We start from the raw sequence: 23,104 nt of genomic DNA, 5'->3' as shown, positions 1-23,104 counted from the left end.
ATGAATCCGCTTACACGTTTTAGGTGGAAATAAATTCCGCCAACAAATGCTTGACTCAAACTCATCCACAATAAGGAATGTCATCTTAAACATCGATTATGGTAAAGTAGCATTATATTGAACAGTCTTCAGGGAGGGTTTTGTTTGTGGAACGAATTTAAGAGATTTGCGATAAAAGGTAATGTCATTGACCTCGCGACCGGGGTTGTTATTGGCACCGCTTTTGGAAAAATAGTTACTTCTCTTGTAAATGATATTATTATGCCAATAGTCGGTTTGCTTATCGGCGGGATTGATTTTTCAAAACTGATATTTCCATTGCCGAACGGAGCAGAAGATATAAAGATCGGCTTATTTATTCAAACGATTGTAAATTTTATGATTATTGCGTTTTCAATTTTTATGATGGTTCGCCTAATTGAACGCTTTAAGAGAAAAGAGGAAGAAAAGCCGGCTGAACTGGTCATAGACAGACAAGAGGAGCTTCTTTCTGAAATTAGGGACCTCTTAAAGGAAAGATCAAAACAATTATAATCGCTCTTAAATTTCCTCTGCTGCCATATTTTTATTTGCTGAAAATTTTAAAGCTTATTTGAAAATCGTTTGGATCTTGGAAAAAAGATTGGCTTATCGGATGCTCAGCTTGCTACCACAGCCAAGAAATTCGGCGATTATTTGGCGGATCATGCAGAACCGAAAAACCGTGAAGAAAAGCTGCTGCAAGAGCTTTGGAAAGCAGGAAACGAGGAAGAAAGACACAAGCTTGCCCATCTGCTCGTAAAGCTCGTTGATGCTGAATAACCATTATAATATACAGGACATTCTCCATGATTAAAAGCCAATACGGGTATGTCCTTTTTTCTTTGTCGCGAACTACTTTTCTGCTATCGCTATGCCCTGTAATCTGTTAAAATAGAAGTTGACTTCATGATACAATGAGTCCTAAAAAACGATTTCCCCTCTTCCTTCCGCCAGTAAAGAGCCGCACTCCCGACTGGATTGTTTTCTTGATCCGGAGCCTTATTTTTTTACAAATACAGCTTCTGTTCATAGAAGCCTTAAACGAAGCTGCCAAAATCCAGAGTTCATAATAATCAACCTCCAAACTTCAGCTAACCTTATCTTCCATTTACAGTACAGCTCCTATCCGCGCCTCCACCGTGAAAATCCTTCAGATCTATTGCTATCCTTTTTATATTGCAGAATATACTTTCACTTGTTCGTTTAACACTGGTCTATCAAAGAAACCTCCGGAGACTTGGCCACGGCTTAACGCTTTATACTCTCCCGTTCAAAACATCGTGCAAGATTACAGTTCCCAAATAGTTGAATCGTACGAATATCGAAGGCTCCAATCTAAAAGTGCAGAGAAATTGTACCTTTTTATGAGATGGTTAATAGAAAGTAAATAGAAAATTTAAAATTTAGCATTTAAAAAAATACGGTTACTAATATATCAAAAAAACATAAAAAATTCTTTCTGAATAGGATAAAGGTCCTATAAAAGATCGATTCTAAAAAGAAACAAAAAGACTTTCGATAGAAATGTAGCAATTTCCCACTTTTAATATTTTTTAGAAATAACTTTTTTTCTATGTAAACTATTTTTCTCTTTACCACATATGCTATTCCTCTGCGTAAAATGCTGTCGAATTTCCACACATATTGGTTTAGAATGGCATATATAATAACCGTAATTACCTCTATAAAGGCAAAATCACTGAAAAGTGGTGACGCAAAGCTAAAGGGACTAACGCAGGGAACATTGCCAGGTCAGCCAGCTGCTTTAGGTTTCTTAAACCTGTTTATGCGAATAGGTTTATTTTTATAGCTCAAGGGGGCGAACGATAAGTTAATGAAGTGAAACACCATATTTTTCATGCTAGATAAACAACGGTTGTACTGTACCTGTACCACATTGGTTTTATGCAGTGTTTTTTCATTGATTGCCAAGGCAAGTATGCGCTTTCCCGGCTGCATTAATCTAACGGGCGCACCCAATTTAAGTTTGCTATTGAACAATTGTTTCAGTATTTAAGTCACACTTTGCTTACCTCACTCCTTTAAATACTGAAGCAAGTCTTTCAATATGATGAACTCCGTGCCTGGCCACCTGGAACCTATACACAGTACAATACTTAGCTTAAAGTTTTCAGCTTAATAGTAAAGGTAAAGTAAGGTGCATGGAAAAATGTTATACAAACGATGGACTACAGAGGAAGTCGATTATCTAAAGGTGAGTGTCGGAAATAAAAAAGTACCTGTAATCGCCAATCAGTTAAGGAGGACCGAAAAGGCAGTTGTCGCGAAAATGAAGAGGTTGGGAATCTCGCAAACGAAATCGCATACCGGGATGCTTACCATGAATGAACTGGCCAAGCATCTCCATGTTGATCCGAACACAGTCAAAAACTGGATTGATAATCATCATTTAAAAAGCAGTGTGAAAATTACAAGGACAACCAGAAAGTTTACGTTTATTAACCCTGAGGATTTTTGGGAATGGGCCGGCGAATACAAATCCAAAGTCAATTTTCAAAAAATAGATCAACATGCGATCTTACCCGAACCCGAGTGGGTTGAGGATGAACGAAAAAAAAAACGAGAATTTTGTTTCTTACAAAAAGTGGACCACCAAAGAGATTCAGCAAATGTTATGTCTCATCTCAAAGGGACATTCCTTTGAAGTGATAGGTAAACACCTGGGCAGAAGCCCAATGAGTGTCGCCAGAAAATATCAAAGAATCAATAAGGATAACAGAAATTCGACCTAACAGGTTTTGCAGCAGATATCTCCCAAATAGTTCTTATTTCAATCCATGGTGAATAGTTGGAGGGAAAATAAATGATTTTAAAAGACATCGACAAAGTCATAAGCCGGGATATACTCGAAGATGATATCTATCACGACAGTACACTGGTTATCAAAAAAGATACTCTGTTAAATGAAGAACTTATTAAGAAGCTGAAGTCACTTGGTGTAAAAAAGATTGCTATTAAAAGCGAGATATTGACTGACTCCGGCCAGGAAAACAAATCCGTTTCAAACAGCTTTCAAATTCAATTTATAAAAGAAACCTTTTTTACCAACTTAACGCATTTTGCGAACGAGCATCGTTACGGAAAGCTATTGTATGAATTGGAAGACTTGATGTTTGTTGAAGACTTATTTGTCTCTACTTTAATGGATGAGAAAATTGAGAGTTTGCTGGCCGCTTTGCGAAACTGGGATTCATACAGCTATTATCATTCATTCGACGTGTTTGTTATGGGTACTTTACTTGCCCGCAAAATGGAAGTTAAAAACCTGGAGGAATTGGCGATCGGTTATCTGCTGCATGATATTGGAAAAATTAATGTAGCAAGAGATATTTTACAGAAGGAAACAAAGCTAACGATTGAAGAATTCCAGAACGTCCAAAATCATGCAATCGAAGGCTACAAAATATTAAAAAACCTTGGCTTTGACGAAGCGGTCGCAGTTCTGGCAAAATCCCACCATGAACGAATCGATGGTTCAGGATATCCGGAGGGGAAAATCAATGACCTGCTTTCATTGGAGCTGAAAATATTAATGATCGTCGATGTTTACTCTGCTCTTACCTTAAAAAGACCTTACAGGGAGCCGTTTCATGCTGCGCAGGCTATTCAGTTTTTAATCAGTGATGTTCCCAAGTTTGAAAAAGAGTGTCTAATCCAATTTATCGAATTATTGAAAATCTATCCGGCAGAAGCAATTGTCAATTTATCAAACAATAAACATGCGAAGATTGTGTTAATAAAAGAGGCCTTTCCAACATTGCCGGTCGTTAGACTGCTTGATCAGCTAGAGCCTATTGAACTACCATCAAATTACTCAATAACTATCAGCAATTTGGTCGAGTGGTCCGAATATGATCCTGAAAAGAACTTTGATGCTTACATAAAAGTATTAAAAAACGGAGACATCAAGCAGGCCTATGAGATTTTCCAGGTGATCATTGACGGGATGAGGATTGAAGAGATTTACTCGAAAATTATTTACAGTTCAATCACTAAGCTTTATACCCAGTATAAAAATGGTGAAATTGCGATGTCCGAGCTGAGGATTGCCGAGGAAGCAACAAAAAATATCATGCATAAAGCTCTTGAACAATTCATGCCTGAAATTGATCATACTCGGGAGAGCATTGTTCTGACCTCGTTTGGAAATGAAGAACAGTCAGTGCCGCTGCAAATTGTAGCGGATGTCCTGACAATCAATCGCTGGAAAGTTTATAACCTTGGGCTTTCAATTCCAAAGGAAGAACTGCTCGCTTTTATCCAAAAAAAGAAATTGAAATACTTGGGGTTCACACTGCCTGCCGAAGAGAAACTTCCTGAAATGCTCCAGACGATTCAATGGTTAAAGGAACAGCACCGCCAGTTAATTGTCGTGTCCGCAGGCTTAACGGTTAAGCTCACGTCAGCACTGAAGGCTGATATCCATGCAGCGACTCTTGCGGACATGCTGGATCAACTAAATACGAAAGAGATGGCTCGAATGAATGGATAGCTGCTTGGTGACGGTGTGTAAATTCCGCCATCTGATCGGGAGCTATCACAAACATCCCTGCCGGTTATCGGCAGGGATGCTTGGAAGTATGCTATTTGAAAAATGAGTCCTTTTCTTTTGGGGTCAATATATCTCCCATCCATCCTTTTAATCTTAAATAAAGATAAATGGCCACGGTCGATATGACCATTAAAATAATGGCATATAAATAACCAAATTTCCATTTCAGCTCGGGCATAAATTCAAAATTCATTCCCCATAGCGCTCCCAATGCCATTAGCGGTGTAAAGAGAACAGTAAATACAGTCAACGTTTTGATAATTTCATTTCCCCTATGTGTGGAAACAACTTCCTCAAGATCGATCATTGTGTCGATTTCCTGCTGGTACTCACCTATTAAGCGTAGTCCTCTTTCCAGCCTTTTACTTAAGCGCTGATATTCCGGCTTTTTATTAATCTCATCATTAAAGGTTTCCTCCAAACCCATTTCAACCTCCATAAGTGGTATCATCAAGTTTTTCCTGATTAATAACTCATGTCGGGTATCAAAAATATCATCCAATATACTTATATTGTTTTCCTCTTGAATCCTCCACATTAATTTCCTGAGGCGAACTTCGAATTCGTCGACTTTTCTTAAAAAGTTATTTAAGATATCAGCCAGCAAAATGGAAAAACCCTCAATAGGGGAAGTTGCCCTTTCCATCTGGTCAAGCATCGCCGGCAGGTTTGTTGATTCCAGAATCTCAAAGTCGAGGCCTACTGTAATAAAAAATTCTCTTGTAATGTAAAAATAGAAAAGATGGTGGTCTTCTTTATCATCAATATTTTGCTGATAAACAATTGAACCCCTCAAAAATTCCTTATTTAATTTTGTCACATCGATTTGTAACAAATTTGACTTTTTTTCTTTAATACCTTTCATCCAGTCATCGCAAGGCTGATATTCTTTGGTGATCTCATGCACCAGATCAGCATCATCGTATTTTAGCTGATACCATTTCCAATTATGCTGCAGGAATGTATGCTCCATATCTTATCCTCCCAAAAAAGTCACTTCCATGGTTACCCTTTTCCCCTTTTTGATAACTATTAAAACTAGTAGACCTTTCTCATGTTTCCCATTCTTGTGAACAGATACTTTTTTTAGCGGTGACAGCAATTTCACCCATCAATGAAAAATAAAAAGTTTTCGATTGTGTTTCTCCTGTAATAAAAACGGGTACATATTATTCAACAAGGCGGGATACCTTAAAGAAACAAACTCCTTAGATGTTAACTTATTAAAAAACGACAGGGAGGAACAGAAACATGATCCAGTCTGGTTCGGTTAAATCTTACGTGTTGTTCGGTGTGGGCGTTACAGCATTATGGCTCGCTTTAAAACCTAATTCAAATAAAATTGAGTTCTATTCTACAAAATTAAGAAAAAAATTCATGCCAGGAAAACAGCTTCCAAACAGTTTGCCGCCATTAGAAAAAGCAGGACACCCGGATCCGGAAGATATCGAAGACAACAAGATGGTCAGTGAAGGTGCAATGTACTCTGTTAATTATTACAACGAAGTGAAGCAGTCATGATCATAATAAATCGAGCATTTTGTCGCCGGGGCAGTTGTGGCAAATCAGATGACAACATTGGAATTTCATAGAAAAAGAACCTGAGCGGACAAAGTCTCCTCGGGTTCTTTTATTTCCTGGACATGCATAATTTCATTCATTTAGGCAAAAGAAGGTTGAGGTGATAAAAAGTGGGTTTTCTTTTTATTTTAATTTATATCGCGATTATTCTTGCGGTTATTGAAATCAACGTTACATTATTTATTCTCACCGGTCTTGAGCCGAGGGTAGCGAGGTTCCAGGTTATCTCGATGTTAACTGCAACAGGCTTTACAACTGGCGAATCGGAACTTATTATTGACCACCCGATCAGGAGAAAGCTTAGTACTTTTTTAATTCTCTTTGGTGCCTTTTCACTGGCGGTGATCATTTCGACAATCAGCAGCATTTTATCCGATAATTTTTATGCGGTTGAAGCTGCTTATGTAGTTGGTGTACTGATTTTTATTTTAATGATTTTAAAAACACCTTTGCTGAAAAGAAAACTGGAGAAACTATTCGAACACGATCTGGAAGAACATTACGATATATCAGAACTTCCAATCCAAGAAGTTCTATTAACAAACGAGGATGACCAACTTTTTGAGCTAGCCGTTTATGAGGAGTCACCGGCTGCCAATAAGAAGATCGCTGATATCCTTAGCCCTGATGATGATATTATGATTTTGTTTATTCAAAGAGGAGAAATTAAAATCATGCGGAATAATTGCAATAAAGAAGATCTCCAGCCCGGAGATGATATTATTTTATACGGAAACAAGCAGCACATAAAACAAAGGTTCAACAAGGATATCGAAATTGCAGAAAATCGAAAAAAAGAAGAATTAAGCGAGAAGTAGGATTATACCATATTGTTGGCTGACAGCCCTGAAGGCTTTCTATTGGACTGCCAGCATTTTCAATTTTGGTCGCAGTTGCTCTTTTCCCCTTTTCATCCTTGTTTTCACTGTAGATAAAGGAATCCCGGTTTCATCGGAAATTTCTGCTAACGAGCAGTCTTTAAAATAAAAAAGCAGCAGCGGATCTTGATATCGGGCTGGAAGCTCCTTGATCGACGCTTCGACGGCCTCGTCAGCCTGTTTTTTAATGACATATTCTTCAGTTAATAAACTTGCTTCATAATCATTGGAATAGATGCAGGCATTCTCCTGCCAAAAGCGCTGTCTGCCTTTTTCTTTCCTCCAGTAATCCCGGCATTTATTAAGGGCAATCGTGTACATCCAACTTTTCAGCCTGGCTCTTTGTTCAAATTGCCCGAGGGCAAGGTAGGCAGACAAAAGAACCTCTTGATACAGATCCTCTGCCAGCTCTTTATGCCTAACTAACGAATATATATAATGAAAAACTGCTGCCCCGTGTTCACAAATTTCATTTTCAAAGTAGATTTCCCGGTCCATGGTCCCTGCTCCCCTCAAAAAAACTTCTCTATTCATAAGGTTTATAAAGCAATTCTTGAATTGAAAAACGAACGGTTATCTAAATTAACATAGTATTTCGGTTCCTTCGGGATACTCCTGTTTAGTAAGACGAACTTCATTCGTTGTTCGGTCTAAATTATTACATTGTGAAAGTTACTCTATTAAATAAACGAAAGGAAATAACCAACCCCTACACTTTATTTAACATTTTCCTCGCGTCAAATCCATAAAAGACAATGTCCAGCCGCGTGGAACATTTTTTCTTTAATAATTCGCTAAAATGAGCGGAAAACCTTCGTTATTTTAAAACACTCTGCTTTGATAATTTTAAGGACCATGAGATATTTAGTTTTTTGACAATTGTTAAGTAGTGCATTAACGTTAGTAAAATCGTACCCGTATTCATCCCGATGATCACCCCGCCCATCTGCAGATCATGGAGAGAACCGAGCAAAAAAATCAGTCCGTATGATATACATGTTGACCAGACCACATGAATGAAAGCATCCCTGATCAGGCCAAGGCCAATTAAATATGCCTGCATCGGAATAACAAAAAAGTGAAAGAGAAAGTACGGCCAGAGCATTTGCAAGTAGCTTGCCGCGACAGGAGAATGAAAGAACAAATTCGTCAGCGGTTCGGCAAAAAAATAAAATACAACCACTGAAGGTACACCGTAAATGAATGTCGCTGTCAGAACGTTTTGCAGAAGCCTTTGCAGCTTGCTTGTTTCATTCTGCGAATAGGCTTTTGAGACAGTCGGTATTAACATGATAAGCAGGGAGTGGGCAATGAACGCCGGGAAAAAGCCAATTGTCATCGCCACCCCGGCAAGGATTCCGAAATGCTCGGTTGCCAGCGGTTCCGATATACCGGAACGCATAAGAGCTGCCTTGATTAAAAAGGGCTGCAACGCATGTGTAAATGCATGAAAGACGCGCATTCCGGTTGTTGGAATCGACACTTCCATCAGGTTCTGCAGAACGGTACGCCTGCTGAGCGTGTTATATGGCCTTCTCTTTAGCTGCATAAATTGAACAATAAAAATATGAATTAAGTATAAAAAAACGACGAATTCACTGCCGACAAGCGTACAAAAAGCGATCAGCACAGCTGTATCAAGATTAAAATCAAAAAACTGATAGACGGCGACCAGCAATCCGAGCTGTAACAGTTTTCTTAGAAAATTGGACAGGGCGATTTTCCCCATTTGATGCTTGCCCATAAAAAATCCTCTGGCAATCGATGAAAAGGAAACCAGCGGAATTAATAAAAGCACTGCCCACTTAAATAATGGATGATATTTATCAAACACCGGAACGTTCGGGATAACAACCGCAGCTGCCAATAAAGAAACTGCTGTAAAAATAATCGTTATCTGAATGGCATGCTGGAGCATACTGCGGTGGAATTTCTCATCTTTCTCGGCAACAAACTTTGAAATAGAAATGGGCAACTCAAGGCTTGCAAGCAAAACAATAAAAAAAACAGAAGGCAAAATGGACATATAAAGGCCCATCCCTCTCTCCCCAAGTTCGTTTGCTAGTACCATATTTACAATAAATTCAATGCACTCTCCGAAAAACGCCGCACCCACTAATAAGAGTGTCCCTTTAAGAAACTTATTCATATTGTCTCTCCTCATATATATCCCTGTGCGGATATATTTTGAACGATAAAACGCTGTAGGGATAACCCTTTTATAAAGGTATGAGACAAGTTGGCCAAATATTTTTATATATTGGTAAAAAATCTTTTATGCAGGAAGTTTGTTACTCTTCTTGAATGTTTATGGCAATCTTTTGACAATATAAATTTATTAGTAGTATTATAGTATGTGGAAATAGGAGGTTATGTTATGTCAACTATGGATAAAAACAAAAGGATCCAAAGTATTCCGCAAAAAGGTTTTTTCGGGCATCCTAAAGGATTATTCACTCTCTTTTTTACAGAATTCTGGGAACGGTTTTCTTATTATGGGATGAGGGCAATACTTCTTTATTATATGTACTATGAGATTTCAGAAGGTGGATTGGGGCTCGACCAAACTACTGCCGCTTCGATTATGGCAGTATATGGGGCTTTAGTGTATATGTCTGGTATTATCGGCGGCTGGATCGCAGACCGATTGCTCGGAACATCTAGAACCGTGTTTTACGGTGGTGTTTTGATCATGCTCGGCCATATCGTGCTATCTTTCCCGGGCGGTGTTACAGCATTATTCGTATCAATGGCTTTAATCGTCATCGGGACAGGCTTATTAAAGCCTAATGTTTCAAGTGTTGTCGGTGATTTATATAGCGATGAGGATACCCGTCGTGACGCCGGATTCAGCATTTTTTATATGGGCATTAACTTAGGTGGCTTTCTTGCACCATTGATTGTTGGTACAGTCGGACAACAGTATAATTATCATCTTGGTTTTAGTCTTGCTGCAATCGGGATGCTGCTTGGACTTATCACTTTTGTTCTAACTAAAAAGAAAAATCTTGGCTTAGCAGGCACGCATGTTCCTAACCCGTTAACAAAGGAAGAAAGAAAAAAAGTATTTGGTATTATTGGAATCAGCGCAGTAATCATGATTATATTAGGTGCTTTTTCGATTCAAACAGGCTTTTTAACGATTAAACGCTTTATTTTCCTTATCAGTATTTTGGGAATCATTATTCCAACCCTATACTTCATTGTAATGTACAATAGTCCAAAGACAAACGAGGTAGAGAAATCACGTATCATTGCTTACATCCCTCTGTTTATTGCTGCGATGATCTTTTGGGCTATCCAGGAACAGGGTTCAATTATTCTCGCTTTGTATGCTGACAATCGCACACAACTATCTTTGGGTGGAATCGAGATTACACCATCATGGTTCCAGTCTTTAAATCCTTTATTTATCATCTTTTTAGCACCGGTGTTTGCATGGCTATGGGTCAAGCTTGGCAACAGGCAGCCATCAACTTCTAAAAAGTTTGCTTATGGTTTATTTTTTGCAGGGCTTTCGTTCCTCGTTATGATCATTCCTGCAGCTATGAATGGAACTGAAACACTCGTAAGCCCACTCTGGTTAGTGCTCAGCTTCTTCCTGGTCGTACTTGGGGAATTGCTGCTGTCGCCTGTCGGATTGTCAGCCACTACGAAGCTGGCACCAGCTGCTTTTTCAGCGCAAACAATGAGTTTATGGTTCCTGTCCAACGCATCGGCACAGGCCATTAACGCTCAAATCGTTAAATTATATCGCCCGGAAACTGAAATCATCTATTTTGGAGCAATCGGAGCTGTCGCGATTTTAATTGGCGTGATTCTGTTAAGTCTTTCTCCAAAAATTCAAGAATATATGAAGGGTGTACGTTAACCCTGATAGAAAAATCGCCTGCCTCCTCTCGGAGAACAGGCGATTTTTATTTGGAATACATTGATGTTTCACTTGACCAACGAATGTTTAAAAGCATAAATAACGGCCTGGGTTCTGTCCTGAACCTGGAGCTTGCTTAAAATATTACTGACGTGGGTTTTTACGGTCTTGAGTGCGATAAATAATTCATCTGCCATGTCCTGGTTCGACTTTCCCTCTGCCATCAGCAGCAATATTTCCATTTCTCGGGTTGTCAGCTCCTCATGGGGAGCATGCTGGTTTTGCTTTCGCATCTTCATCATCATTTTCCCGGTCACCTCCGGCTCCAATACTGGCTGGCCGTGATAGGTTGCGCGAACGGCATTGGCTATTTCACTAGCCTTTGATGTTTTCAGCATATAACTGGTTGCGCCTGCTTCGAGAGCAGGATAGACCTTTTCATCGTCAAGAAAGCTTGTCACAATAATGATTTTCGCATCCGGCCAACTGTCGATAATTTTTTGTGTCGCTTCAATTCCGTCCATTTCCTTCATGACAAGGTCCATTAAAATAATATCAGGGCGCAGCTGCAGTGCGAGCTCAACCCCGGTTCGGCCGTTATCTGCTTCTGCTATGACGTCGATGTCAGGCTGGGCAGACAAATACGAGGACACACCGATTCGGACCATTTCGTGATCGTCAACAAACAATACTTTAATCATCGATTTCACCTTCACTCATTATCGGAACTTTGACTTCCAGACGGGTTCCTTTATTTTTTAGGCTGACTATTTTAAGGGTTGCACCTATTTCCAATGCGCGCTCATGCATGTTTTGCAGCCCATATGAACCGGCTTTTTGTTCTTCTATATCAAAACCGATGCCATCATCGGATATTCGCAAAATGATAAACTCATCCCTTTTAATAAGCAGAACCTCTAGCTTCGTTGCTTTTGAGTGGCGAAGGGTATTGGATGCACTTTCTTGTAAAACCCGAAACAGATGGTCCTCCACCCCTTTATCGAGAGGAAATTCCTCTACCTTCCAGACGATCTCCATCGTTACCTTTTGTGATAATTCAATAAGCAGCTCAACAATTCCTTCCTGAAGCGTTTTTCCCTTCAAGGCAGCAGGTCTGAGATGGAGAAGAAGAGCCCTCATTTCAAGCTGGGACTGGTGAATCATTTCTTCGACAATTTTCAACTGTTTTGTTTCAAGATTATTATCTGAATCGGTCTTCGCCTCATTGATTGCAGACATCAGCATTGAAGCTGCAAACAATTGCTGGCTTACAGAGTCATGAAGCTCTCTGGCCAACCGGTTTCGTTCCTGAGAAATAATTTCCTGAATTCTCGTCTCCTGGTCCTCGGCTTTTTCGGTAGCGAGCCGCTGTGAAAGCTTTGTCTGTTCCGCGATTTGCTTTTGGACTTTTGCAATTCTGCTTGTAATCGCAGAGAGGTCAGGATTGCTTTCGGGTCCGGCAATTTCGAATTGACGTCCCTCTTCGAGTTGACGAAGATACCCTTCAATCGCCTGTAGCTGCTTGCGCCTTGTAAGGCCGGAGGTAAACCCGAAAATAATGCCGATTGCCACACTGACACTTGGCAGAAATACAATAAACGGGATGTCCATCAACTGGCGCTTCCAGAGCTCTGACCAAGCCGCTAAAGGGTATGCGGCTAAAAAAGCGGCAGCGGACAATACAAAAACAATTAAAGAGAGAAAGGCGCCCCAGAGAATTTGGCGCTGTACCGTACTCATACCCTTTTCACCTCGACATCCCCGACGATCAATGAGGTGAATATTTTAATCTTCTGCTCTTGTGTTTCATACCCTGGTGTCTGGAGCAGGAATGTACGATTGAACGCTTTTGGTTCCTGAAAATTGAAGACTTTTATCGAACCGGCAATGACTGAGTGATGAATACTGACCTCGAGGTCATACGGTACGAGGATCTGGACATTGCCAATAAAATTACGAATAAATACAACAGTCTCCCCAGGAGGCAGAACAGTATAGCTTAAATCTATGACTGTATCGCCAAACCCTGCCTGGATATTGATATCATTCCATTCGTATACACGCTCAGGTGTTTTTTGCTGCCCAAACAGAACATTATCAAAGAGCGGTTTTTTCCTAACGACCTCTTCCTCGCTGTTAAACAGGACCGGCTCTTTTAACACTGGATTGATCTGTTCCGGCTTTCGTTTTGATTGTGAATATTGAATGACAAAGTGGACAAGTATGGCGAGCAAGAAAAACCTGAATGTCATCATGCCAATGATGCTGGCAAAGAAAAAAATAAGCCCGCTCCAAAACAGGATTTTCCCAAACGTCCCCGGCGTTGCCTTGCGCCCGAAATAAATCATGCCGACAGCCACGAGAAGGGAAAAGATAAGCCCTTTATTAAAGAAAGTCACTTCAAGAAGAAGCAATATACAGCCGATTAATATGAACCAACTAATATAATCGCTTTTGATTTTATCGAGCACAGGCATTTCCTCCCTTCCTGCGGCAGTAAAAAATAGGATTATAGACTCGGGTGATAAGTGCAAAAAGGCGCAGAAAGCCTACGCCTTTTAAGAATACCATGTTTCTGTTACGAAATAGAATGGGTTTCTTCTTTTTTCACATCTTTTTCAAGTTTGGCAATCCGGGCATCGATCGTGCTCCGGTAATAAGAGCTGTGTACCTGGTGCTCCAAACGGTCAAGATACGTTTCAATTTCCTGAAAGCGGGAATAAGCTTGGTTCGAGTATGTGGTATTATCAAGAACCTGGTTCATTCGATAATTCGCGCGTGTAACATTTTCGCGGCCCATCAGCTCCATGCGGCGAATGTTCATATCCTTTAGCTTGTGATTCATTTCTTCATATTTTCTTTCCAGCTCAGCAAGCTGGCGGTCGGCGTTTTGCAAGGCTTCATCCAGACGTGCTGCACGCTCCTCGTACTGGCGGTGCTCCTGTGAAGCGAATTCATACAGCTCGGCTTCTCCTGCCTTTAGGGCAATCTCCGCCTGGCGCTTTCGTTTCTCTTCCAGCTCCCGCGCCTGATGGCATTCACGAGTAAACTGTTCCTTTAGCCGAAATTGTCTTTCAAGCAGCTTGCGAACTTTCTCGGTTTCCTGCTCACATTCGCGCAAATATTGATTAAGCATCGCAATTGGATTTTTTTGTTCTTTTTGGTCTAATGCCTCATGCAAATCAGCGGCAATCGTATTTTTTATGCGGTTGAATAGGTTTGTCATCATTGAACACTCCTTCTCTTCTTAATAATTTTTTAGGTTGGACCACTCTTTTTCAAAGTTTACAAACGGATCTTTCTCTTCTTTAAAAGTCATTTTCCTACCGTTCCACTGTTTGTAGACAACATAGAGGATATAAGCTGCGGCAACTCCAAGAATGGCTGGAACATTTGATGCTGATGCCATTAGCGCCATAAATCCAATCGCAGCCCAGCCTATCTTCGCCCATGTCGATTCCGTCTTTAAAAACTGCTTCACAACCAGATACAGGACGAGCAGACTCACCGCCAAACCGATCATTGGACCGAGCTGTGAGATCAGCACCAGCGCGGCAATTCCTCCTATTAAAAGCAAACCGAATTTTTTCATTTTTCGTTTCCTCCTTTCTTGATTTCATCTTACCTGTATCCCGAGCTTCCTATAACGAGCCTCAGCTTTATTTTCAGATCAGACTTGAGGCTTAGCAGATATAAGTCTGGCTTGTCCGGATGCATTCCGCGGATATATCTTTCTCAGTTAGATTTATATATAAAAACCACCGCTCTAATCAGGAGCGATGGCTGTGCAAGAAACAACATTCTATTAACAATTTAAAGATCCGCTTTCCCTAAAATATTATCACAGCCCCAGCAGCTGAATAAATTTTTGAGTTTAAAAAAAATTCAAGCAAGCAAATTTTCCTTGTCTTTCTGTTCTTCATTCTCTTGATCTCTGAGAAATTTGATATAATTTAGACAAAAGTAATGGAGGTTTTAAGGATGAAAAAAGCACTCTTATTTCTCTTCATCTTTGGTTTAACACTAATCATGATTTACTTTATTTTTAATCCCTTGCGGATTTTTGATTTAATATCTAAATGAGTCAAAACCGAAAAACGAATGAAGTTGTCTACATATATAGGAGCATGCTGCAGGAAACGAATAATACGATCTTAACTTTGAATGACTGTTCGTTTTTCAATTAAAGAATTGCTTTATGAAATTCATTCAAATAAAACTATCCTGACAGCAATTTTTGGATAAGATTTTAAGATAACGTAGACATGAATTTCTTCCTATACCTGCTCAACGTCAGCAACGGCCAGATATACCTGTAGCTGTGATAATGAATATAGAAAAAGGAGGCCATGCCCTGTCCGGTTGGATAATCAATCGTCCAGTCCTGTTTGGTCCCTTCGCTCACGAGATAAGCTATCGCTTTTTTGATTTCAGGTGTCTCCTCTTCTGAAATAGACAGGAGCGCATCTGCTGCCCATGCTGTGTGGATGAGCGTGCTTGTACCTAGTGGCACATATTTCTTATGAATGTCACTGTTGCATGATTCTCCCCAGCCTCCGTCCTCATTTTGGATACTGATCAGCCAGCGTTCTGCTTTTTTGATGGCCTGATGTCCGTTTGGAACTCCGGCTGACGTTAAACCGGTAACCGCTGCCCACGTCCCATAAATATAGCAGATCCCCCATCTGCCATACCACGCTCCATCGTGTCTTTGGTTATTTAATAGCCAATTAATTGTGCGTCCTATTGTGTGTTTCGGGTTGGCGAGACTGACGTATCGTCCAAGAAATTCTAAGGTTCTGCCTGTTAAATCGGGCGATGACGGGTCGGTTAAAATAAATTCCGCGCCCTGAATTGGCAGTAAGTGAAGCAGTTTTTTATCAACGTTTCTTTCAAAAGCTGCCCAGCCCCCGTCATCATTTTGCATCGTTAATGTCCAATCAAGCCCCTTCTGCCACGAGTTTCTTGCTGTCTCGTCTCTTTTAGTAGACTCGTAAAGGGCTCGAAGCGACGCTGTTGTATCGTCGACATCAGGATTGATTGTATTCACATCAGAAAAGCCCCAGCCTCCCGGCGCGCCATTCGGGTTATGAATCTGCCAGTCTCCATATTTATGATGCTGGCGCGAAAGCAGGTAACGGTTTGCCCGGCGCACACTCTCGTCCTGGTGCGGCAGGCCCGCTTCTTGCAATGTATAACTGATCAGTGAAGTATTCCAGACACTTGCTGTCGTATATTGCATATGTATATCATCATCAATCCGGCAAGCCATATTCTTTAAGCCGTTTACAGCTTTTTCGATGATCTGGTCGTTTTTCGCATAACCGAGAGCAAGCAGGGCGAAAATCATATAAAAGGTTGAGCTGAAATAGCTGTACAGCGTTCCATCAGGTTCACGCCGTTCCAACATGAAACTTTCTGCACGGTTTAAGGCTTTTTTATGAAGCTGTGCAGGAAGCTCCAATATGCTGTTGAACGCATTTTTCAGAGAAGAATAACAAATTTGCCACTCCCGAGATTGAAATTCCTCCCAGTCATCGTCATTGTTCGTGCGAAAATTTAAGCTTTGCAGATTGGGGCTTAGTACCGTTTTCCGTTGATACTTCGCATTGGCAAGAAGGAGAATCGGCACCAGATTGGCCCTGCCAAACACTGAAATGTCGAACTTGTTAATCGGGAAAGAAGCCGGGAGCAGCACTGTCTCGATCGGAATCGGAAAAAAGGCGGGCCAGCTGTATTGGCCTGTCGTCGCGAGCATGATTTTTGTATACATGCCTGCTTTTTTTAATCCGCCGTTTTCGTAAATAAATTTTCGCGCTGCAAGAATGGCTGGGTTATGCTCATTACGATAGCCCGAATAAAGCAGTGCATAGTAAGCCTCAATCGTCAAAGAGAGATTGCCATCTCCCTGTTCGTCTTTATACAACTTCCAAGCCCCGTTCTCTTCCTGTTTCCGTTCAATTCGCTTAACAAGGGCTTTTATCAACTCCTCCTCATCATCGATTTTTAATGATCTAAGCAAAATAATCATATAGGCATCCGTAATGATTCCGGTCTCAAAAGGATATCCCCATGACCCGTCCTCCTTTTGCTGCTCTTTCAAAACATGGATTAGTCGCTCGATTTCCTGATCCAGTTCATGCACAATTGCGCCCCTCCTAAAATCAAATCGTCACTCCATGTATATTCTTGATGTGATTTCCCATACATACTCAGGTCATTAACCTTTGAGTATTAGATTGGAAAATATTATAATGAGAAGATAATTTTAAAGGTAAGCTCCTTTTGCATAGAAAGAAGATGACAGCTTGAAAAACTATCAGATTTATTTGGTTCTGACAGGTGTTATGCTCATTTGGGGACTAAATGTGTCGGTGCTTAAGATTCTTGTCGAGCATTTTATGCCTGTGACGATTACCGCGTTACGAATTTTCACTGCTGGCGTCTGCGTATTATTGATTCTGGCAATCTCCCAAAAAATACGTAAGCCGTCAAGTCAAGAGCTTGGGTATATCATTGTCGGAGGTCTATTAAATGTTGTTGCCCATCATTTATTTTTAGCAACAGGCCTAGCAAGAACAACGGCTACAAACGGAGGATTAATTCTCGGACTCGGCCCCCTCATTACCGCCTGCTTTGCGTTGATCTTTTTAAAGAGATTTCCAACACGACTTCAGCTGATTGGATTTGTGCTGGGCGGGATTGGCATTAGCTTTACCGTGCTTGCTGGCAATAAAGAGATTGGCGATATTAACTTGGGTGATTTTTATGTGTTTCTGTCGATTTTAGCTCAAGGTATGAGCTTTATTTTAATTAAAAAGGCTTCAACTACCTTGGACCCGCGCCTCTTAACAGGGTATATGCTGATCATTGGCTCATTCATTCTCTTTTTGCTCAGTATCGTGATAGAGCCTGATGGTCTCAAAACACTTGGTGGGGCGCCAGCCTATGTTTGGGGCGTATTTTTCGCTTCAGCGATCCTCGCTACTGCGCTTGGACATTATATCTACAACTATGCAATCGGCCAAACCGGACCGGCTGAGGCTGCAATTTTTTTGAATTTAAGTACATTTTTTGCATTGCTTGGATCAGCAGTTTTCCTTGGAGAACAGTTCTATCCTTCCCACTTCGCCGGCCTTATTCTGATTGTCTCAGGAGTGGTATTTGGATCAGGGGCAATGGAGGATTTGATAAGAAAAAGACGACGGCGCATCAAAGTTTCATAGAAACTGAAAGCTGAGGCTGCCTCAGATTTACAGGCAGCCGCATTCAGGTGCGAAAATTTCATTTTAAATAACCTTTTTAATCCCGATAACGATACCTGCCCCAACTAAACTGAGCAGAGAATAAATGAAGGCGTAAACCACTAGGGTAGAATCATAGGATAACCTTTGAAATGTAAGCATTAATACCAAACTCAGAATAAAAATAATAAAAGGTATCCACTTCCACCACTTTGGGGCAACCAAACAAAAAATAATGCCAAACAGAAACATAAAAACGGGATTAAACAATAATAGTATTTCAAAAGTATTCATTTAAGTTCCCCTTGAATGTCTTTTATATAAAGCTTCAAAAATAGCAATACAATCAAAAAACGTCTTATCATACTTTCCGTTATCCTCTACCGACCAACTTGTCGAAAGCACAGTGTGGGCATATCCCCATAGCAGCATTTTTTCCTTATCTAAGCCCAGTTCTTCAGTGAATATATCGATTCGCCTCTCAATGACTTCGGGCCGATTTTCAGCGGGCAAGCAATTAAGTAAAATTAAAACGATATCATCGCGCCGCGCTCGTCAAACACTGAATCGGGATTCCATGCCAATTCCCAGAGATTATTTTCCGGATCAGCAAAATAGGCAGTTCTGCCTCCCCAGGCGGCCCCGCTTGGTTCGCGAAGGATTTTCCCGCCGGCTTCGCGTATTAATTCGATTGTCAAGTCCACTTGTTCTGGTTCGTCAACGTTGATTGCGAATGTGATAGGAGCATAAGCTTCTGCTGGTTTAGAAATTTCAACACCAGCATCTTTTGTTAAATCGCCAATCGGAAACAACGAGAGCAGAACCCCCGCCGTCTTGAACACAGCATAATGATCAGAGCTAATGTCTGTTTCTTCCCACCCTAACCGCTGATAAAAAGCCCTTAAATTCGGCAAATCCATTGCGCCTATCGTGATCAAACTTACTCTTTGCGGTACCATCCCTACCACTCCTTTAAATTTACTTAACTACGCTTTAATAATACCAAAAATAGACAATGTTCTGTTACTTTTTAGTTAAAAATACCACAGCTTCTAAAGCTGTGGCAGACTTAAATTTGTATTCTTATTTATTATGACTATATAACTTAAATATAACATTTTCCAGCTATCTTTCGATGAGCTCAGTATAAAACGTGATCGCTTCTTTTAAGTTGTGGACACGGATCGTTCATACCCCGATTTGATTTAACATACTTTCTCCCCTTTCTTACTCTAAATATATTGGAAATAAATAAGCTAGAATTCTTTTAGTTTGCTTTATTGTGATCCTTTTCAAATAACAACAACGGCAAATTGATCAGAATCGGCGGATCGTATGGCAGCGGTTCCCTCAATTCTATATTCACTTCTAAACTAGAATCTTCCTGTACAGTAACCAGCTCTGATTTTCCCCGCAATGCATTGTCATATACAAAGTAGTTTTTCGGATTTAAACTCCATGGAATGCCGGCAGCTAAAACATAATATTGTCCGAGCGGAACATTTGCAAAGCTGTGAATCCTTTTTGTATGATGAAGGGCCGTCCCCGCAACCGGCCTTTGATCCGGAATTGGGCGGGGAAAGAGCCCAACAAAAATTAATCCTTTAAAAGAAGCCGGCACCTGGAGAACGCAACGGATACATGGAGACTGGCTTGGCACATCAACCGGTCCGATTATTTCTTTATGTCTATACTGATTCACATAGTTTACGAGAGCTTCCGATTCGAGCCGAAATCCTTTCGGTGACAAGCCGACGAGCTTCTTGAACCGGGAAGAAAATGACCCCATGCTGCGAAACCCGATTGCTAGCAGGGTTTTAAGATTCGACGCCGACGAATCGAGGAGAATTTGTTTGCCCGATTCTATTCTCAGGGCGGAAAGATAATGCCTTGGAGTTACTCCGGTGATCTCTTTGAAAATCCTGATAAAATGGTATGTACTATAGCCAACATGCGTTGCAAGTTCAACAGTTGTTATGTCTTCATGTAAACGCTTTTGCATAAACTTAATTGCTTCTTCTGACGCTTTCTTGTGTTCCGAATCCAATATCACAACAACCTCCTTGCGAATTTCATAAAATATATAATTCTCTGACAATATCGAAAATCCCTTCAAATATCAAAGAAGCCGGCCAGCAATTTCGCTGTCCGGCTCCTAATTTTTACTTTAGAAAAGCATTGTAGTACCTCGTCATAGCGACGGCAAAATCACCGCGTGTTACGGTTTGCTTCGGGCTGAACGTCGCTGTGACGGTTGGTTTTAAGTCATACGGCCCCTGCGACACTGAGAACTTGGCATTCAGGATATTTAAGTCTAAAGCGAGCTGGACATATCCTTTAAGTTCGGCTGGGATGTCCGCCGCATCCTTAATGGCGATTCTTTCGTCTTTATACTGAACAGTCACTTCACCTTCAAACGCTTTTGCCTCGTTTTGCAACCCAAGGCTCTGGACTAATGAGTAGGCTAATTCCGCACGGGTCACAGCATCCTTTGGCGCGAATTTTCCGCTCGCTTTTGGCAGGATAACACCGTTTTGGATCTGCTTGTTATCTGCGAACGCGGCACCCTTTGCAGCGGTTGCTTCGGCAAAAGGCAGATCCTCACTGGCAACATCAAAAAATGTTTTTTGTCCGACGGCTGGCAGTGATTGCCGGATTTCCGCACCCATCACGAGGTATTTCGCCAGCTCTTTTCTCGACAGGGCTGAATCCGGTTTGAATGTTCCATTTGAATATCCGTCAAACAATCTTTCGCCTGCGCCGATTTGAATCGCCGCCGCAGCCGGATGCCCGTTTATGTCATTCAATCCGGTAAAACCGCTTACCTTTGTGAATGCCAGAGTACCTTTGACGGTCTCAGGAAGTGCTGCTCCGACTGGATTCACTTCATTGCCCCTCAGTCCTCTTATTTCGGCTTTCCATGTACCAGCTGCCGGGGAATTGACAGAGACAGTGCGATCGTAGTAGAGCGGGAACAACAAACTTACGCCCGAGCTGTACTCCGTACCATCCGGGGCAATTAACACGAGATTGATCGGATTTCCCGTTTCCTCCAGCAATCCTTTTCCATCGACCTTGGCTGTAAGGCTTGTTAGCCCTTCTTTTACGGTAAATTCGTATTGATTGGTCGAAACGAATGTCAATGGATTATAGTCTACTTCAAATTCAGTCCGTTCTGTGGACGAGTTCACATTGCTGTTAAAGTTCTGAAACATGTTGACGGTTTTTCCGTAAGCTTTGCCGTTGAAGGCTTTGTCAACAGCTGCATATGCATTGACATAGCCGGCACCGGCCTCCCATGTCTCATAGCCTGGCATGTTGGTAGCTGTCTCTTGTAAAATTTGTTTCACTTCCGCAGGAGAAAGCTCAGGATTTACTTCAAGAATGAGCGCGGTGATTCCGGCAACATGCGGAGTCGCCATCGAAGTTCCGCTCATATGCGTGTAATACGGCAAATGGGCCGGACTGAGTACTGCAGCATCTTGATCAGCGGACAGACTTGATACCGGTGCGATGACGCGTGTTGAAATGATATCAACACCAGGTGCAGTTATCGCGGGTTCATCCTTCCATGTCCATTCCTGGCCGTCGATCGTAAACTTTCCGCCAACACCTTTCGTTCCCCGTGAAGAAAAGTCGGCTAATGTACCGTCTTTAACACCTGCTGCAACCGAAATGACCCAAGGCGCTTTTGCATAAGGGTTATGCGTGTTCTCACCAGGCCCTTCATTTCCGGCGGCAAAAAGGACTGTAATTCCGCGGTCGTACGCTTTTTTACTGGCAATATTGATTGGATCATTCGGATCGAAATCCCCTGTCGATCCCCATGAATTTGTAATGACGCGGATATTGTATTGTTGCTGATGGGTAATCGCATAGTCAAAACCGCCGATTCCATCCAAAATGAACAAAGCAGCGCCTGATCCGTAACCGATCAAGTCGGCTCCCGGAGCAACACCTTCATATTTGCCTGAAGACATCGCGCCCGTGCCCCCGACCGTTCCGGCAACATGCGTTCCATGGCCTGAATTCGTATCCGTGTTCGGAACGTTTTCCTGATAAGTAATCGGCAGCAGTTCTGGGGCAAGACTATTTAAGTTCGTCGAAGCCATCACGTTTTGCACTAAATTCCTGCCTAACTCATGGTCTTTGTGAGTTCCATCGACGCCGCTGTCATTGATGACAACCCCGATTCCTTTTCCGGAAACAGGCAGCCCGTTATTGGCTTTTCGAAAAGAATCATCAGTTCGAACTTTATCCACACCGGTGACATCCGTAGCTTCTTCGTTAAAATAAGTGAGTTTCTTATTTAAATAAATGGAACGGACTTCATCGTGCGTTGCCAATTTTTCGATCTGATCTCTTGTTGCGACAACACCAGTGATCGGCAGCGACTTCATTGTGATACCTGTGTCAATTCCAAGTCCCTTCAAAAGGTTAAGCTGCGATGATGTTGGTGCCCCATCTCCATCAAAGCTGACAATGACCTGCAGGCTGCTTTCGGTTTCCATTGCTTTTTCAAGAAGCGGGTCAAGAACTGCCTGGCTTTCGGCATTTGCTTGAACTGCCCTATTTTGACTGGCAAACGCGGGAAAGAATAGAATTAACACAAACAAGACAAGTAACCATCGTTTCATTTTCGTTCTCCTCTCATTTTTAAAAATAAATAATTATAAGTCTATTATCTATTAAAGGGTGTCAAAGTGAATATTCCACAAAGGTTATAAAATTGAAACCCGGAAGGAGTATTCTCCTATCGTACAAAAGTTATAGACCGATAGTTACGAGGTATAGTGCCCCGGATGGTCATATTACAAGCAAAGCGCCTTAATACCGAATTCGGTATCGAAGGCACTTTGATCAGATTATTTGTTTGAGTCAAGCATTTGTTGGCGGAATTTATTTCCACCTAAAACGTGTAAGCGGATTCATGAAT

At 41.4% G+C, this 23,104-nt stretch carries 20 protein-coding genes, 1 pseudogene and 1 riboswitch; of the genes and pseudogenes, 8 read left to right on the top strand and 13 right to left on the bottom strand.

Going from position 1 to position 23,104, the window contains the following annotated elements:
* Window positions 1-144: 144 nt before the first annotated feature.
* The 4 genes and pseudogenes from mscL to CU635_RS19955 all read left to right on the top strand — a co-directional run bounded on the left by mscL (window position 145) and on the right by CU635_RS19955 (window position 4,534).
* On the top strand, window positions 145-534 hold the full coding sequence (mscL, locus tag CU635_RS19970) for a large-conductance mechanosensitive channel protein MscL (RefSeq protein ID WP_101579132.1): 390 nt from the start codon (window positions 145-147) through the stop codon (window positions 532-534).
* Between the two features lie 75 nt (window positions 535-609).
* A pseudogene (locus tag CU635_RS19965) lies at window positions 610-801 on the top strand (DUF3243 family protein); the annotation flags it as partial.
* 899 nt (window positions 802-1,700) lie between these two features.
* Window positions 1,701-1,789, top strand: a riboswitch (cyclic di-GMP riboswitch).
* Window positions 1,790-2,191: 402 nt separating this feature from the next.
* Entirely contained in the window at window positions 2,192-2,686 is a 495-nt protein-coding gene (locus CU635_RS19960) for a helix-turn-helix domain-containing protein (protein ID WP_101579130.1), read from the top strand.
* Window positions 2,687-2,845: 159 nt separating this feature from the next.
* Window positions 2,846-4,534 (top strand): HD domain-containing phosphohydrolase, encoded by a 1,689-nt coding sequence (locus CU635_RS19955; protein WP_101579129.1) that lies wholly within the window; start codon window positions 2,846-2,848, stop codon window positions 4,532-4,534.
* A gap of 91 nt (window positions 4,535-4,625) precedes the next feature.
* On the opposite strand, the gene CU635_RS19950 is transcribed toward CU635_RS19955, so the two are convergent.
* Window positions 4,626-5,567, bottom strand: a complete 942-nt coding sequence (locus tag CU635_RS19950) for a magnesium transporter CorA family protein (protein ID WP_101579128.1) — start codon at window positions 5,565-5,567, stop codon at window positions 4,626-4,628.
* Between the two features lie 278 nt (window positions 5,568-5,845).
* On the opposite strand from CU635_RS19950, the gene CU635_RS19945 reads away from it, so the two are divergent.
* Together CU635_RS19945 and CU635_RS19940 are read left to right on the top strand one after the other, a co-directional pair.
* On the top strand, window positions 5,846-6,115 hold the full coding sequence (locus tag CU635_RS19945; protein WP_101579127.1) for a hypothetical protein: 270 nt from the start codon (window positions 5,846-5,848) through the stop codon (window positions 6,113-6,115).
* 170 nt (window positions 6,116-6,285) lie between these two features.
* A complete protein-coding gene (locus tag CU635_RS19940) occupies window positions 6,286-6,993 on the top strand; it encodes a TrkA C-terminal domain-containing protein (RefSeq protein WP_101579126.1) in 708 nt (235 codons plus the stop codon).
* Between the two features lie 39 nt (window positions 6,994-7,032).
* Here the strand turns inward: CU635_RS19940 and CU635_RS19935 are convergent, their stop codons facing one another.
* Both CU635_RS19935 and CU635_RS19930 read right to left on the bottom strand, forming a co-directional pair.
* The gene (locus CU635_RS19935; protein ID WP_101579125.1) at window positions 7,033-7,551 is read right to left on the bottom strand and encodes an RNA polymerase sigma factor; all 519 of its coding nucleotides are present in this window, start codon (window positions 7,549-7,551) and stop codon (window positions 7,033-7,035) included.
* Between the two features lie 319 nt (window positions 7,552-7,870).
* Window positions 7,871-9,202, bottom strand: coding sequence for a polysaccharide biosynthesis protein (locus CU635_RS19930; protein ID WP_101579124.1), 1,332 nt, complete (start codon window positions 9,200-9,202; stop codon window positions 7,871-7,873).
* Between the two features lie 228 nt (window positions 9,203-9,430).
* Between CU635_RS19930 and CU635_RS19925 the strand changes: the two genes are divergently transcribed.
* Window positions 9,431-10,924: a peptide MFS transporter gene (locus tag CU635_RS19925; protein WP_101579123.1), complete on the top strand. Its 1,494-nt coding sequence runs from the start codon at window positions 9,431-9,433 to the stop codon at window positions 10,922-10,924.
* Between the two features lie 68 nt (window positions 10,925-10,992).
* Here CU635_RS19925 and CU635_RS19920 read toward each other — a convergent pair whose 3' ends face one another.
* From CU635_RS19920 to shc, 6 genes are all read right to left on the bottom strand, one after another.
* On the bottom strand, window positions 10,993-11,625 hold the full coding sequence (locus CU635_RS19920; protein ID WP_101579122.1) for a response regulator transcription factor: 633 nt from the start codon (window positions 11,623-11,625) through the stop codon (window positions 10,993-10,995).
* Window positions 11,618-12,664 (bottom strand): sensor histidine kinase, encoded by a 1,047-nt coding sequence (locus tag CU635_RS19915; protein WP_101579121.1) that lies wholly within the window; start codon window positions 12,662-12,664, stop codon window positions 11,618-11,620. Before CU635_RS19915 ends, CU635_RS19920 begins: the two co-directional genes overlap by 8 nt.
* On the bottom strand, window positions 12,661-13,395 hold the full coding sequence (gene liaF / locus CU635_RS19910) for a cell wall-active antibiotics response protein LiaF (protein ID WP_180956575.1): 735 nt from the start codon (window positions 13,393-13,395) through the stop codon (window positions 12,661-12,663). The genes CU635_RS19915 and liaF overlap by 4 nt, the downstream gene beginning before the upstream one ends.
* Window positions 13,396-13,502: 107 nt before the next feature.
* Window positions 13,503-14,150, bottom strand: coding sequence for a PspA/IM30 family protein (locus CU635_RS19905; RefSeq protein ID WP_101579119.1), 648 nt, complete (start codon window positions 14,148-14,150; stop codon window positions 13,503-13,505).
* A gap of 21 nt (window positions 14,151-14,171) precedes the next feature.
* Complete coding sequence (locus tag CU635_RS19900; RefSeq protein WP_101579118.1) at window positions 14,172-14,516, bottom strand: lmo0954 family membrane protein; 345 nt, start codon at window positions 14,514-14,516, stop codon at window positions 14,172-14,174.
* Between the two features lie 657 nt (window positions 14,517-15,173).
* Window positions 15,174-17,069, bottom strand: a complete 1,896-nt coding sequence (shc, locus tag CU635_RS19895) for a squalene--hopene cyclase (protein ID WP_101579117.1) — start codon at window positions 17,067-17,069, stop codon at window positions 15,174-15,176.
* A 163-nt stretch (window positions 17,070-17,232) separates the two neighbouring features.
* Between shc and CU635_RS19890 the strand changes: the two genes are divergently transcribed.
* A complete protein-coding gene (locus CU635_RS19890; protein WP_101579116.1) occupies window positions 17,233-18,150 on the top strand; it encodes a DMT family transporter in 918 nt (305 codons plus the stop codon).
* Between the two features lie 63 nt (window positions 18,151-18,213).
* On the opposite strand, the gene CU635_RS19885 is transcribed toward CU635_RS19890, so the two are convergent.
* From CU635_RS19885 to CU635_RS19870, 4 genes are all read right to left on the bottom strand, one after another.
* Window positions 18,214-18,462, bottom strand: coding sequence for a hypothetical protein (locus CU635_RS19885; RefSeq protein ID WP_101579115.1), 249 nt, complete (start codon window positions 18,460-18,462; stop codon window positions 18,214-18,216).
* Window positions 18,463-18,695: 233 nt separating this feature from the next.
* Window positions 18,696-19,127 (bottom strand): VOC family protein, encoded by a 432-nt coding sequence (locus tag CU635_RS19880; protein WP_101579114.1) that lies wholly within the window; start codon window positions 19,125-19,127, stop codon window positions 18,696-18,698.
* Between the two features lie 308 nt (window positions 19,128-19,435).
* Window positions 19,436-20,221 (bottom strand): AraC family transcriptional regulator, encoded by a 786-nt coding sequence (locus CU635_RS19875; protein WP_308303527.1) that lies wholly within the window; start codon window positions 20,219-20,221, stop codon window positions 19,436-19,438.
* Between the two features lie 109 nt (window positions 20,222-20,330).
* Window positions 20,331-22,805: a S8 family serine peptidase gene (locus CU635_RS19870; RefSeq protein WP_101579113.1), complete on the bottom strand. Its 2,475-nt coding sequence runs from the start codon at window positions 22,803-22,805 to the stop codon at window positions 20,331-20,333.
* Between the last annotated feature and the right edge of the window lie 299 nt (window positions 22,806-23,104).

It is taken from the genome of Bacillus canaveralius, assembly GCF_002860125.1.
GTDB lineage: Bacteria > Bacillota > Bacilli > Bacillales > Cytobacillaceae > Bacillus_BJ > Bacillus_BJ canaveralius.
This window is presented reverse-complemented; position numbering and strand designations above follow the sequence as displayed.

Bases quoted from the DNA above. Each gene is read 5' to 3' on its own strand.
- CU635_RS19960 (WP_101579130.1), top strand. From the start codon at position 2,192: ATGTTATACAAACGATGGACTACAGAGGAAGTCGATTATCTAAAGGTG.
- CU635_RS19955 (WP_101579129.1), top strand. From the start codon at position 2,846: ATGATTTTAAAAGACATCGACAAAGTCATAAGCCGGGATATACTCGAA.
- CU635_RS19950 (WP_101579128.1), bottom strand. From the start codon at position 5,567: ATGGAGCATACATTCCTGCAGCATAATTGGAAATGGTATCAGCTAAAA.
- CU635_RS19945 (WP_101579127.1), top strand. From the start codon at position 5,846: ATGATCCAGTCTGGTTCGGTTAAATCTTACGTGTTGTTCGGTGTGGGC.
- CU635_RS19935 (WP_101579125.1), bottom strand. From the start codon at position 7,551: ATGGACCGGGAAATCTACTTTGAAAATGAAATTTGTGAACACGGGGCA.
- CU635_RS19930 (WP_101579124.1), bottom strand. From the start codon at position 9,202: ATGAATAAGTTTCTTAAAGGGACACTCTTATTAGTGGGTGCGGCGTTT.
- CU635_RS19925 (WP_101579123.1), top strand. From the start codon at position 9,431: ATGTCAACTATGGATAAAAACAAAAGGATCCAAAGTATTCCGCAAAAA.
- CU635_RS19920 (WP_101579122.1), bottom strand. From the start codon at position 11,625: ATGATTAAAGTATTGTTTGTTGACGATCACGAAATGGTCCGAATCGGT.
- CU635_RS19915 (WP_101579121.1), bottom strand. From the start codon at position 12,664: ATGAGTACGGTACAGCGCCAAATTCTCTGGGGCGCCTTTCTCTCTTTA.
- CU635_RS19905 (WP_101579119.1), bottom strand. From the start codon at position 14,150: ATGACAAACCTATTCAACCGCATAAAAAATACGATTGCCGCTGATTTG.
- CU635_RS19900 (WP_101579118.1), bottom strand. From the start codon at position 14,516: ATGAAAAAATTCGGTTTGCTTTTAATAGGAGGAATTGCCGCGCTGGTG.
- CU635_RS19885 (WP_101579115.1), bottom strand. From the start codon at position 18,462: ATGAATACTTTTGAAATACTATTATTGTTTAATCCCGTTTTTATGTTT.
- CU635_RS19880 (WP_101579114.1), bottom strand. From the start codon at position 19,127: ATGGTACCGCAAAGAGTAAGTTTGATCACGATAGGCGCAATGGATTTG.
- CU635_RS19870 (WP_101579113.1), bottom strand. From the start codon at position 22,805: ATGAAACGATGGTTACTTGTCTTGTTTGTGTTAATTCTATTCTTTCCC.